This is a genomic window from Bartonella senegalensis OS02 (assembly GCF_000312545.1).
GTDB lineage: Bacteria > Pseudomonadota > Alphaproteobacteria > Rhizobiales > Rhizobiaceae > Bartonella > Bartonella senegalensis.
The window spans coordinates 880456-893766 of sequence record NZ_HE997540.1 but is presented as its reverse complement, the minus strand read 5'-3'; the positions used below and the strand labels follow the sequence as shown (position 1 = coordinate 893766).

Sequence of the window (13311 nt, the reverse complement as noted above, 5' to 3'; positions counted from 1 at the left end):
TGAACCCAAGAATACCTTCTTCTTCCATCCATTCAATGAGTAAAATAGCAACACAGCCAATGCTCAATGCGGATTAAATACCAAACAACATGATTCTCACTAATCTGGATGCTTTTTTAATGATAAAAAATTTTTATAAAAATGCGTCAAAGTATTAGTTGTTTATTTGAAAATGAAGCAACAAATGAAAAATAAAGACCCTTCTTTAAGAAAGATATTATTTGAAAAAAACAATCGAAAGCTTTTATTTTAAAAACGTTCTTCTTCGGCAGGTACCAAAATTTCGCGTTTCCCCGCATGATTTGCCGCACTAATAATACCCTCTTCTTCCATCCGTTCAATCAGGGAAGCAGCACGGTTATAACCAATACCTAAACGACGCTGAATATAAGAAGTTGAAGCTTTACGATCACGAAGAACAATGGCAACAGCTTGACTATAGGGATCATCTGCACAAGGAGAAGAAATCAAGGAAACATCATCCCCATTTTCTGCAATCTCTTGCGTAATGGTCTCCAAATAATCAGGACGTGCTTGCCCTTTAAGATGCGCGACAACTTGCTCCACTTCATCATCAGCTACAAAAGGCCCATGAACACGCTGGATACGCCCTCCTCCCATCATAAAGAGCATGTCTCCCTGTCCCAACAATTGCTCAGCTCCCTGTTCACCAAGAATTGTTCGGCTATCAATTTTTGAACTAACAGAAAAAGAAATGCGTGTAGGAAAATTCGCTTTAATCGTTCCAGTAATCACATCCACCGAAGGACGCTGCGTAGCCATAATCACGTGGATACCGGCAGCACGCGCCATTTGTGCTAAGCGTTGAACTGCTCCTTCAATATCTTTGCCGGCAACCATCATTAAATCGGCCATTTCATCAATAATGACAACGATATAAGGCATAGGACTAAAATCGAGTTTTTCCGTTTCATAAAGAGGCTCACCTGTCTCATGATCAAAACCAATTTGAATGGTACGCGTCATGGTCTCTCTCTGATTTTCTGCCTCCTCAAGACGCGCATTAAATCCATCAATATTGCGCACACCAAGTTTTGACATTTTACTGTAGCGCTCTTCCATTTCACGAACAGCCCATTTCAAGGCAATCACTGCTTTTTTCGGATCTGTTACCACCGGTGTTAACAAATGGGGAATACCATCATAAACCGAAAGTTCAAGCATTTTGGGATCCACCATAATGAGGCGGCATTGGTCAGGCGTCATACGGTAAAGAAGTGATAAGATCATCGTATTAATGGCAACAGACTTTCCTGATCCTGTTGTCCCTGCCACCAACAGATGCGGCATTTTCGCTAAATCAGCAATAACCGTTTCACCACCTATTGTCTTGCCTAAAGCAAGCCCTAACTTCGCTTTGCTTTCAACAAATTCCTGCGCTTGTAAAATCTCGCGTAAATAAACCATCTCACGCTTTGTATTGGGCAATTCTATTCCAATCACATTGCGCCCTGGTACCACAGCAACACGCGCTGAAATTGCACGCATGGAGCGTGCAATATCATCTGCCAACCCAATGATACGGGAAGATTTAATGCCGGCAGCCGGTTCAAATTCATACAAAGTCACCACAGGACCAGGACGTGCATCAATAATTTGTCCCTTAACCCCAAAATCTAACAAAATGCCCTCAAGTTCCTGAGAATTGGCTTTTAAGAAAGCAGGAGAAAGTTTTGCATCCCTTGCAGTTGGTGGAGAAACCGAGAGATAATCCAAAAGTGGAAGAAGAAACCCACCATTTGAAGAAGTTGTTAAAGGTTTGAAAACACGACTTTTAACCGAAGAAGTAGAAACCTTATTTTGAGAGTTCTTACATTTTGTTTTTTCATCAAAGAAAACTGGTTCAATGCGATCAAAGGACTTTTCTTGTCTTTTAGACTGACTTTTGCAGGAGAAAAGGCGAAATAAACGCGCTTGTAGAAAATAAAAAAGATGTAAAAGAGCTCCAAAAGTTGTCACAAAAAAACCGTGTTTTTCTTCTTCTTGAACATCTTCTGTCTCTTCTAGCACATCGAAGACAGGCTCCAAGATTTCATTTTTCCGAACGTTTTTTACTTTTCTTTTATTTGTCTGGCGCCGCCAGATCACATTGCCGGAAAAAGCAGCTATCAAAAAACTTAAAAAAGCAAATGCAACTCCTAACAACACACTCTGAAATGGAGAAAGAACAACAGGAAAGATTAAAAAAGCAGCACTTAAAACTTTATCACCCAAGACCCCTCCCAAACCCATCGGCAATGGCCAATAGGTAAAAGGAGCAAGAGGCGTCATAAGAGCAAAAGAAATTAAAAAACAAGTCGTTGAAACCACCCACAAAAAAAGGCGAAAAATCAAATTGTGAATATTTTTTTGTGCCAACAAAAGAAATGACCAAAATAATGGCGGCAACAAAATACCAAGGCTTGCCAGACCAAAAAACTGCATAAAAAAATCTGAAAAAATTGCACCTGGCCACCCCATAGAGTTTATAATTTCATTTGTCGTTGCATGCGTTAATGAGGGATCTGCAATATTCCAAGTTGCCAAAGCAAAAACGCAAAAAATAATAAAACCCAAAAGCCCAAGCCCAATGAAAACACCAATCTGGCGCAAAAACATTTCAATGAGCCGCGAACCTTGAGTGCTCTGCACTTCCAATGAATCATAAGGAGAAGAACTTTGCCGCATTGATGAATTCCAAATACAAAATCTTTCTATTTAAAGAGTTATAAAATTATGGCCACAAAATATTAATACAGTTTGAACCATCATCATAACAACTTTCTTAACCTGTGGTGTTATAAAACATTATCCTGCAAAATAGAGAAGAAAAAGGACGAATTTACCCATGTTAAAAATACAGTATTGTCTTTGTCTGATTTCAATTTTCTTTTGCATCAACCAAGTATACAAATAGAAAATATGTTAATGTAAACAAAACATTCAGGATAGAATTTATTAAGCAAAGCCTAGGAAGGAAATCATATAAAGAATCAGCAAGAAGAACAAAGCCAAAAAAAATCCCAACTGTTTCATAAACTCGTGTCCTTTCAAAAAGCCTCACCTTTTATAGAGTAAAAAAGAGGTTAAATATTGTATAATGAAAAAGGTAATCTTAAAGAAAAAGAGCCTTTTTGTTTAAGGACGAACAAACTGCAAACAATGGAGCGAAACGCTTTGTATTCTGATCTCAATGAAGGTATAAAATCCCATAGCATGGCAAAATCTCATAAAAACACCAGACAATGCGATCTGCTCATTGCAGGGGGTGCAGCTGTTGGTTTAACATTGGCAATAGCACTCAAACAAGCAGCCCCTGAACTGAAAATTAACATCGTTGATGCTGCACCTCAAGAAGAGATCCCCGTCTCCAATATACGCGCACTTGCCCTTGCTGCGGCTTCTATTCGTATGTTAAAACAATTGCAATGTTGGGAACATATAGCACCTCATGCCCAACCCATTCATTCCATGATCATCACAGATGCATACACGAATGATCCTGTAAAACCAACTCTTTTGACCTTCGAAGGAGATATTACTCCCAACGAGCCCTTTGCTACTATGGTAGAACAAAAAAAGCTCCTCAATGCTTTAAAAAAGCGTGCAAAAGATCTAGAGCTTCCTTTTATTGCCAACATGCGTATTGTTGATTTTCACCACGAAGACCAACACACCACTGTCACTTTAAGCAATGAAGAAACTTGGCAAACGAAGTTGCTGATTGCCGCTGATGGAGCACATTCAAAATTACGCGAAAAAGCAGGTCTTAAAAAATTCTCTCATCCCTATCCACAAACAGCAATCATTTGCACAGTCGAACATGAAAAACCCCATCATGGTCAAGCGATCCAACATTTCTTACCTGCTGGACCTTTTGCTCTTCTCCCTCTCAAAGGTAACCGATCTGCCATTGTCTGGAATGAAGACCATAAAACTGCACAATATTACCTTAAAGCAGACGCTCTCATTTTTGAAACAGAAATCGAAAAACGCATTGGTCACCGATATGGCAAGCTTTCTTGGAATGGCGAACGCCAAGGCTTTCCGTTGCACCTTTCTTTAACACGCGAATGTATTAAACCGCGCTTTGCTCTTGTTGGCGATGCTGCACACACAATCCATCCCCTTGCCGGACAAGGTCTCAATTTAGGATTACGCGATAGCGCCGCACTTGCCGAAGTGATTATTGAAACAGCACGATTGGGTCTTGATATTGGCTCTCTCACTACTTTAGAGCGCTATCAAAGCTGGAGACGTTTTGAAATTGTCCGCATGGCTTTAAGCAATGACTGGCTTAATAAACTCTTTTCTAATGATAACTTCCTGTTACGCATGCTTCGTGATACTGGTCTTGGAATTGTCAATCAAACGCCAAAGGTAAAAAAATATTTCATTCAGGAAGCAGCTGGCCTCACCCCTAATGCCCCACGTCTGCTACACGGGCTTCCCCTCTAAGCAAAAAACAAAAGAATACTCTCTCACACTTTTGCAATCTGAACCAAGCGCTCTTTTAGAAAAATCTCTCTTAGAAAGTTCTTCACGATACGCCTCTTAAAGTGCCAAGACTGTGCCAGCTGCTATTATGATAGAACAAATTACCCACATGCTCCTGCATCACGGTAAGTGAAAATCATACATTGCCCCTTCCTTCTCCTACATTCTCGAAGAAAACAGACAATAGCTAAAAAATTGCCCAATCTTTTCAATCTTTAATGTGCTCTTTATACAGTGATGCTGGTAAACATAATAAATTCTTGTAACAAAAAACTCTAAAACCTACCACAAAACACTCTATCAGAAACAACAACCAAAGAACGGTTTTGTTTCCAAGAAACTCTATTATCTAACACCACATGTGCAACAAAAAACTATGCCTGATAAAAAAGAATCGGATACCTGGTATAGGAACATCACAAAAAGAAATATCAAACCAAAAACCATAAAAGCACGAACTTGAAGCTTAAAGACCGCCATTGTACACTCGTCAGTACGTGCATAAAGTTATAAACTTTCTAAACTTGAAAAAACTTTTTCACACTTCCTATGGTTTCATTAGACCGAATCAGCATTTTTACAAACAAATTCTGCATTTTTAACGATCATATTGTTGAAAAAACACACCTGCTTACATTCATTTCTTTTGCCCTCCTTATCCCTTGGTAAAGTACGCAAACCTGTGACCTAAATATTTTATTACTATAGACATATAACATTGATTTATAAGGATAATTTATCATTATGCATATTGAATTGAGAGCCCCGAATATCGTAAATTTCTCTCATTTCAAACCTGTTTATGTTGAATCAACCAAAACCACTCGCTTGCACATTACAAACGGGATGAGTGTGTGGATAAAAAACATTAAACAAAGAACTCAAAATGCCTCTTATGAACCACTTCAAGTGCCAAGGACTGTCGCAACATTGGGGGCTTACAAAGAGTATGATGGTGCCAGCTTGCGGAATGTATTATGTTACTTCTAATTCTTCAAGCGCATAACCATTCTCCAACCATTCTTTAATCCACTTAGGTTTACGCCCACGTCCATTCCACAATTCCCATTGGTTATTGGGATTTCTATAATAACGCTCTTTGCGCACAAGATCAGCAATATCGATTCCATGCGCATTAGCAATTTCAAGAATTTTCCGCCGCGCATCCTGCTTCTCTTTTGCTTGTCGTTTTTTCAATTCTGCGTCAATTTGGATGCGCATTTCTTGTAGCTCATCGAGGTTCATGTTCTTAAGATTATTCACTTTATTACTCCCCTTGCAAAAAAGAATTGTGCTTTGCCATATTTTAAACACAATTATAGACGATTTTTGCCTATTTATTATCGAAGTCAAAATTATGATGAATATATCACTTTCACGGAGATATGCTTTGAACCACGAAGAGTTACTCGTTTGTGTCTCAGTTTTCACTTCCCTATCCTCTTTCAGTTCAATCACTGAAATTGGCAATCGGAGTGTTAAAGCTTCATTGCATCCCTCTCAATTCCATAGATCAGCGGTTGAAAGTGCATATAAATCGCCATTTTATAAGATATGGCAAGATTGGATAAAGAACAAGTCCTTAAAGCATAACAATAGTGCAATTCATTCACGCAGCAAGAAAGGCTCTCATGTAAAACAGGTTGCTACTTCATATCAGTCGTATCCAGAAAAAATAACAGCTGTAGAGAATCATATGGCGCACTCAGTTCTAGTGCACAAACAGAAAAGTCGGTGGTTTAGAAACCCCCTATTTTTTTGCAATCGCAATAGTCATGGTGTTCGTTGGACTGGTATATATGGTTTCATTTTACATGTTTGCACAGTAAAAAACATGTTGGGATGTGTTAAAAATATTCTCCAAAACAACGGAATTTATATTTGCAAAAAACAAAGTTTGAAACTGAATGATTTTATTTCGCGAATCTATAGCAATACAATTTGGCAAGATTTGAGAAAATCAAAGAGCACTGATATTTATACTGATAAATTTTTCACTTATGAGGTGTTTTGCTCATGACTATTGCAAGCCTTATGATGCTCGTTGCCACGAATGCACTAACTCTTCACCCCACAGCAATTTCAGTTGTTGCCGCACAAAAATTTTCGGATCATATCTGTGCAACAAGCATAAATAATAATCCTAAAGTTTCATATCATTTTTCTTCATTTGAAAAAGCAATTGTAAAAGGTAAAAAGTTTGAGCAGTTTGGACATAATTTTGACATTAGTTTGAGACAAATCAGCGTTAGAAATTTGAAATTTTTTGGTATGTCTCCCTCTGATTTGTTTGATCATCACCAAAGTCTCGAAGCTGCACATGCTCCTGTAGCAAATTTTTCTGAACGTAAAAAGTCAGAGCAAAATTTTGAGAAGAATATGTTGCAATCTATTCTAAGCTTTTACAACGCGGAAAGCTTAAAGGGTGCTCTTAACAAGGCCTACGTGCAAGAAGTTGTTTCACATATTGGGATGCAAGTTTCTGCACGTTTCGGCAAAAAGCCACAGGAATCTTTAGAGCTTCACGCAGATCAATCAAAGCAAGCAATAGAGATAGAAACTCTTCCTCCTTCCTCGGAAGACTTGGAAGATGCCTTTACCCATAAGACAAGCAGCGTTGGTGATGCTTTTACAGCAGGAGATTTTTCTTCAACAGCAGAAATTTCTTCTTCGCCCGTGAGATAGTGAGCATGACGATTACACTGCATTTATAAGTTAGAACTGTAATTTTGATAGGACAAAGTGATGAAAGGTAGATAAAGAAATATTAAAGCTCTAATTAGTAAGATTGGACGAAATTTTTTCTAATTGAGGGCCAAAAATAATGAAAATGATAGAACAAAATAGTGTTGATATAGCATTTAATCAAAAGGCAGCGCGTGAAATTACAGTTGTAATGCGCTCGGAGAGAGAGTGGTATTTTACATTTGTGGCGGATGATCCAATAACTGGAAAACCAAATGAATATACACTTCTTACACAGAGAGGGAAATTAAGAACTTGGGCTGATCCTAAATATCTTTTTAAATTTCTTCATGAAAGAGGTGTTACTTATGGGAAATTCAATCTTAATCAGGATAAAAAAAATGAAACGATTCAATATGCTTCCAGAAAGAGCTCATAATAAAACCATTGCAACTACCGTAACGATAACTGTGTTTTTTATGAATCATCCTGTATGTGCTCAAGCAAAAGCTTTGGATAAAGCAAAAAATGCTTTAGAGCAACTCACAAAAGATCTGAATTTAATTATTCCTCTTGCCGCTGCTGTTATACTTTTATGTTTAGCTATCGGTTATGCAGGACGTTACATAGAAAAGGATACATTTGTAAGATGGGCGATTGGAGTCATTATTGCTGGCTCAGCAAGTGAACTTGCTACTTTATTATTTAAATAAATAATAAAAATAAATTTTAGAGTAAAACATTATGAAACCGTCAAATATTTTTCAATCAAAAATTAATAATAAAGTCCTCGCAGCTATTGCAGCTATATCTGTATTTTTTATGGCGTATCCTGTACGTGCTCAAGCACAGCAAGGTGGTTTAGCTAATGCGGAAAAAGCTTTAAAAGGACTCAAAGGCGATCTGGATGTAATTATTCCTATTGCTGCTGCAGTTATTCTTTTATGCTTAGCAATTGGTTACGCAGGGCGCTACATAGAAAAGGATACATTTGTAAGATGGTCGGTTGGTGTCATCATCGCTGGTTCAGCATTTGAGCTTGCCTCAATGTTATTTAAACCAAACTAAGAAGAAATCAATTTTAGCAACTACAGTCTTAAATAGAATGAAACAATTAAATAATCCCCAATCAAAAAATAAAAGCAGCACGATTTTTGCAACTATAGTTACTTTTTTTATGATGCATTCTATGTGTTGTGCTCAGGCAAAAAGTTTAAAAAAAGCAAAAGATGCTTTAGATAAATTTCAAACTGAATTGAATACGATTATTCCCGTTGCCGCTGCAGTTATTCTTTTATGCTTAGCCATTGGCTATGCAGGGCGTTACATAGGAAAGGATACGTTTATACGTTGGGCAATCGGCGTTATAATTGCTGGTTCAGCAACTCAACTTGCTACTATGCTATTTACAGGTGTTTGAAGAAGATTATGAAATTATACTGAAACAAAATATCCTTTTTAAAAAGCAGGTCTTTTAGCTCAACTTTAAAATAGGTCAATGATATATCCATTTAATACTGAAGAATATTATTTATTAAAACTTTAATAAGAGTAGAGTATGAAACGATTAAATAATTCTCAATCAAAAAATAACAACAGGATTATTGCAATTGTCGCAGCTATGACAGTGTTTTCTATAGATAGTCCTGTATATGCTCAAAAATTAGGCACTGCTAAAAAAGCTTTAGACAGTCTGCAGGCAGAGCTTACAGGCAAAATTATCCCTGTTGCTGCTGCGGTTATACTTTTGTGCTTAGCAATTGGTTATGCTGGACGCTACATCGAAAAGGATACGTTTATACGGTGGGCTATTGGCGTCGTCATTGCTGGCTCAGCAAGCGAACTTGTCGCATTGTTGTTTACAGTTAATTAATATTACTTATGAAAGCGATATAGCTCAAGGTCTTTCTTTTTTCAAAATGAAGCTTCCACCCATCAATTGTAGATAGAGAGCAGTGGTACTTTTTACTTATGCCACAAATCAGGGGGAATTGTTTATGACAACTTCAACCGTAAGGAGGAAAAATATGGAAAGCTTAAATACTCTTCGAACAAAAACTGTTAGAAAAATTAGTCTTGTTTTTACAACTTTGGTTGTGTTTTTAACGATTCAACCTAGTTGTGCCCAAACAACAAGCAAGGGTTTAGAAATTCTCATAGGTATGCAGTATGGGTTAAGTATTATTATTCCCATTTTTGCTGCCATCATTCTTTTCTTTCTCCTGCTTATTTATCTATGTCGCATCATTTCAAGGATTACATTTGCGCGATGGTCGTTTAGTGTCGTCATTGCTGGGGCAGCATTTTATATTAGCAGCATATTGTTTTACATAAATTAATTGGAGCAGCTTATGAAACCACAAAAGCACGAACCATTTCCCTTATTTAAGGGAGCAACGCGTGTTCCAACAATTTGGGGTGTACCAATGATGCCACTTATGGTTATGGCTATGGGTGTAGCTGTTGTTGCCATGACAATAAACATCTTCTTCTGGTTCATGGCGCCACCTTTGTGGTTTATTATGGCACAGATTACCAAGAATGATGATAAAGCATTCCGTATCTGGTGGCTGTGGATTGATACTAAATTTCGCAACCGCAATAAGGGCTTTTGGGGCGCATCAAGTTACAGCCCCTCTGATTACCGCAAAAGGAGATAAGCATGACGGCTGTTGAAAGCAGCAAACGCCTCGCGTCAGAAACACCAGTAAGTCTTTTCATACCTTATTCACATCATATCACAGATACGATTATCTCCACCAAAAACGCAGAGTATTTATCGATCTGGAAGATTGATGGGCGCTCGCATCAAAGTGCTTCAGAAGAGGATATTTTTCAATGGACTAGAGAGCTCAACAACACCTTGCGTGGTATTGCATCGGCGAATTTATCGCTATGGACACATATCGTGCGCCGTCGCGTTTATGAATATCCTGATTCAACATTTGATAAAATGTTCTGTTATCAGCTTGATGAAAAATACCGGCAAAGTTTTACTGGTTACAATTTGATGGTCAATGATTTGTATCTAACCGTTGTTTTCCAGCCGATAGCTGATAAGGTTATGTCATTTTTTTCTCAGCATGAACGTGAGCCGCTTGATCAAAAAAAGATGCGGCAAGAATCGTGTATCAAGGCTCTCAATGACATCAACCGTACCTTAGGTCAGTCGTTTAAACGTTATGGTGGAGAACTTCTTGGCACATATGAAAAGAATGGTCATGCTTATTCTTCAGCCCTTGAATTTCTGGCAATGCTTGTCAATGGCGAATACTCCTCTATGCCGATATGTCGTGATCGTTTTGCTAACTATATGTCTGTTAATCGGCCTTTCTTCTCGAAATGGGGAGCACTCGGTGAACTACGGACAACCAGTGGAATACGCCGATTTGGCATGATGGAAATCAAGGAATATGACACAACAACCAAACCGGGACAATTTAATGTTCTGTTGGAAAGTGATTTCGAATTTGTGTTGACACAGAGCTTTTCTGTACTCTCACGCCATGCTGCCAAAGATTATTTGCAACGGCATCAGCGCAACCTTATTGATGCCCGCGATGTAGCAACAAGTCAAATTGAGCAAATTGACGAAGCACTTAATCAGCTGATAAGTGGGCATTTTGTCATGGGTGAGCACCATTGCACACTGACCATCTACGGTGATACAGCTCAACAAGTTCGTGACTCTATGGCAAAAGCGAATGCAGCCCTGTTAGAAGTTGCAGTTTTACCAAAACCTGTAGATTTGGCCATAGAAGCTGGCTATTGGGCGCAACTTCCAGCAAATTGGAAATGGCGTCCGCGTCCTGCACCAATTACATCACTGAACTTTTTATCCTTCTCATCATTTCATAATTTTATGTCTGGTAAGCCGACAGGAAATCCATGGGGACCGGCAGTAACAATTCTTAAAACAACAAGTAAAACACCGCTTTATTTTAATTTTCATGCCTCAACACTTGAAGAAGATTCAACAGATAAGCGGTTACTTGGTAATACAGCAATCATTGGACAATCTGGTTCTGGTAAAACCGTATTGCTTGGATTTCTGTTAGCGCAAGCACAAAAATTCAAACCAACAACCATTGTTTTTGATAAAGATCGTGGTATGGAAATTGCTATTCGAGCCATGGGAGGGCGGTACTTAACATTTAAGACTGGGAGTCCAAGTGGGTTCAATCCGTTCCAACTTCCACCAACACAGGATAATCTCACTTTTCTTAAACAATTTGTTAAAAAATTGGCAGAAGCTGGTGGTGAAGTCACGCACCACGATGAGCAAGAGATTAACCAAGCTGTTACGTCCATTATGAGTAACAATATTGACCCCTCACTGCGTCGGTTATCTTTTTTGCTACAATTCTTACCAAATCCACGTTTGAGTGATTATAATGCCCATCCATCTGTTCACGCCCGCTTGATAAAATGGTGTCAAAATGGTGATTATGGATGGTTATTTGATAATCCTCATGACGCACTTGATCTCTCAACACATCAAATTTACGGTTTTGATATTACAGAGTTTTTAGATAACCCAGAGACTCGTACTCCGGTGATGATGTATTTGCTCTATCGCACAGAAGGAATGATCAGTGGGCAAAGATTTATGTATATCTTCGATGAGTTTTGGAAGCCTTTACAAGACCCATATTTTGAAGATTTGGCAAAGAACAAACAAAAAACTATTCGTAAACAAAATGGTATCTTTGTTTTTGCTACGCAAGAACCTACTGATGCGCTAGAGAGTAATATTGCTAAGACATTGATTCAACAATGCGCAACTTACATTTTTTTAGCCAATCCCAAAGCAAATTATGAAGACTATACAGAAGGCTTCAAACTAACGGATGCAGAATTTGGACTTGTCAAAGGAATTGGTGAATTTAGTCGTCAATTTCTTATCAAGCAGGGGGATCAATCTGCTCTTGCAGAGCTTAATCTCAGCAAATTTCATGTGAAAACTGATGGAAAAACTATTGAGCGTAACTTTAATGATGAGCTCTTGGTATTATCTGGTACACCTGATAATGCCGAACTAGCCGAAGCTGTTATCGCTGAAGTTGGTGAGGATCCAGCGGTATGGTTACCGGTTTTTTTACAACATGTAAAAACTAATAATAGGAGGAAAACATGAAAAAGATAATTATCGCAATAGCAACAGCAACAATGATTTTGGGAATAATAAACCCAGCAGTAGCGATTATAGTTGGGGGAGTATCAGATTTAAGTGGAGTTTTATCTAAGTCTTATCTTGCTAACGGCAGCTCCCCCAAAATTAGTACGCCCCAAACTCCAACACAGCAAAGACATATAATTGTTCAGCAGCGACCTAATAATAAAGTTATAGAATTATTGCAAAAACAGCTTGATGTGCACCAAAAGCAGTTAGAACAACAAAAAGAAACATATAATTCTATAACAAATGGAAAACATGCTACTACGCAAACTCAAGACGGCAGTTTTTTTCTTAAAGATCCTCAATCAATTTACAAAAAAGACAATTCTGAAATATCCGCTTCAATCAGTAAAGTTTTGAACGAGGAGGAAATTTCTAATTCTATCAATGATGCACGTAAATCCATTGAAGAGCGGAAGCAATATGCAGCGGTTGTCGATAAAGCTGTAAGTTTGCATGTTTTTGAACAAACAGAAAATCGCTCTCAGAAGATTTTAGAACTATTAAGCAAAATCAATCAAACAAAAGATCTAAAAAGCATTACTGAATTACAGACCGAGATTAAAGCTAAACTCGCCATGATTCAGAATGAAGCGACTAAATTGCAAATGGTTGCGCATTTGCGCAATGCAGAACGCGAATTTATAAGCCACCAAAAACAAAAACGTAATATGAAAATTCTTAATAGTAAAAACACAGCAATGCCAGTTATACGCTTTATACGGTAAATTTTACAATATTATCTATCATCAATCTTATTTGTTCATGAAAATGAAAGTCAGTGTGTAACGTATAACGTCCAGTGTATCTCACAAATTATATAGAGATACACTTTTTTATTTATTGGCTGCAAAATTTATTTATTGTCCGGAAAACGGTCTTGATGAAAAATTCCCTATGAAAAACACTCTTAGCAAATTGCATCAATAAAAATCAAATACCATCTTGAG

General features: G+C 37.9%; 13 protein-coding genes. 11 read left to right on the top strand and 2 right to left on the bottom strand.

What is annotated here, in order from left to right; genetic code table 11:
* Positions 1-249: 249 nt before the first annotated feature.
* Complete coding sequence (locus tag BN200_RS03540; RefSeq protein WP_019221081.1) at positions 250-2688, bottom strand: FtsK/SpoIIIE family DNA translocase; 2439 nt, start codon at positions 2686-2688, stop codon at positions 250-252.
* A gap of 489 nt (positions 2689-3177) precedes the next feature.
* On the opposite strand from BN200_RS03540, the gene BN200_RS03535 reads away from it, so the two are divergent.
* Entirely contained in the window at positions 3178-4458 is a 1281-nt protein-coding gene (locus BN200_RS03535; RefSeq protein ID WP_081585541.1) for a ubiquinone biosynthesis hydroxylase, read from the top strand.
* 1014 nt (positions 4459-5472) lie between these two features.
* Here the strand turns inward: BN200_RS03535 and BN200_RS03530 are convergent.
* Positions 5473-5760: an H-NS histone family protein gene (locus tag BN200_RS03530; RefSeq protein WP_034988694.1), complete on the bottom strand. Its 288-nt coding sequence runs from the start codon at positions 5758-5760 to the stop codon at positions 5473-5475.
* A 753-nt stretch (positions 5761-6513) separates the two neighbouring features.
* Here BN200_RS03530 and BN200_RS03520 point away from each other — a divergent pair.
* The 10 genes from BN200_RS03520 (at position 6514) to BN200_RS03475 (ending at position 13089) form a co-directional block, all read left to right on the top strand.
* Positions 6514-7182 (top strand): lysozyme family protein, encoded by a 669-nt coding sequence (locus tag BN200_RS03520; RefSeq protein WP_019221077.1) that lies wholly within the window; start codon positions 6514-6516, stop codon positions 7180-7182.
* 139 nt (positions 7183-7321) lie between these two features.
* A complete protein-coding gene (gene korA / locus BN200_RS03515) occupies positions 7322-7621 on the top strand; it encodes a KorA family transcriptional regulator (RefSeq protein WP_019221076.1) in 300 nt (99 codons plus the stop codon).
* Positions 7584-7895 carry a VirB2 family type IV secretion system major pilin TrwL gene (gene trwL / locus BN200_RS03510; RefSeq protein ID WP_034988691.1) on the top strand — a complete coding sequence of 104 codons (312 nt, stop codon included), beginning with the start codon at positions 7584-7586 and terminating at the stop codon, positions 7893-7895. Before korA ends, trwL (BN200_RS03510) begins: the two co-directional genes overlap by 38 nt.
* A 31-nt stretch (positions 7896-7926) precedes the next feature.
* A complete protein-coding gene (trwL, locus tag BN200_RS03505; RefSeq protein ID WP_019221074.1) occupies positions 7927-8250 on the top strand; it encodes a VirB2 family type IV secretion system major pilin TrwL in 324 nt (107 codons plus the stop codon).
* A 37-nt stretch (positions 8251-8287) separates the two neighbouring features.
* Positions 8288-8602, top strand: coding sequence for a VirB2 family type IV secretion system major pilin TrwL (trwL, locus tag BN200_RS03500; protein ID WP_019221073.1), 315 nt, complete (start codon positions 8288-8290; stop codon positions 8600-8602).
* Between the two features lie 138 nt (positions 8603-8740).
* Complete coding sequence (trwL, locus tag BN200_RS03495; protein ID WP_019221072.1) at positions 8741-9055, top strand: VirB2 family type IV secretion system major pilin TrwL; 315 nt, start codon at positions 8741-8743, stop codon at positions 9053-9055.
* A gap of 154 nt (positions 9056-9209) precedes the next feature.
* Positions 9210-9521, top strand: a complete 312-nt coding sequence (locus BN200_RS03490; protein ID WP_019221071.1) for a hypothetical protein — start codon at positions 9210-9212, stop codon at positions 9519-9521.
* A gap of 12 nt (positions 9522-9533) precedes the next feature.
* Positions 9534-9842, top strand: a complete 309-nt coding sequence (locus tag BN200_RS03485; RefSeq protein WP_019221070.1) for a VirB3 family type IV secretion system protein — start codon at positions 9534-9536, stop codon at positions 9840-9842.
* Positions 9843-9844: 2 nt separating this feature from the next.
* Complete coding sequence (locus tag BN200_RS03480) at positions 9845-12319, top strand: VirB4 family type IV secretion/conjugal transfer ATPase (RefSeq protein ID WP_019221069.1); 2475 nt, start codon at positions 9845-9847, stop codon at positions 12317-12319.
* Positions 12316-13089: a TrbJ/VirB5 family protein gene (locus BN200_RS03475; RefSeq protein ID WP_019221068.1), complete on the top strand. Its 774-nt coding sequence runs from the start codon at positions 12316-12318 to the stop codon at positions 13087-13089. The genes BN200_RS03480 and BN200_RS03475 overlap by 4 nt, the downstream gene beginning before the upstream one ends.
* The last annotated feature ends 222 nt before the right edge of the window (positions 13090-13311 follow it).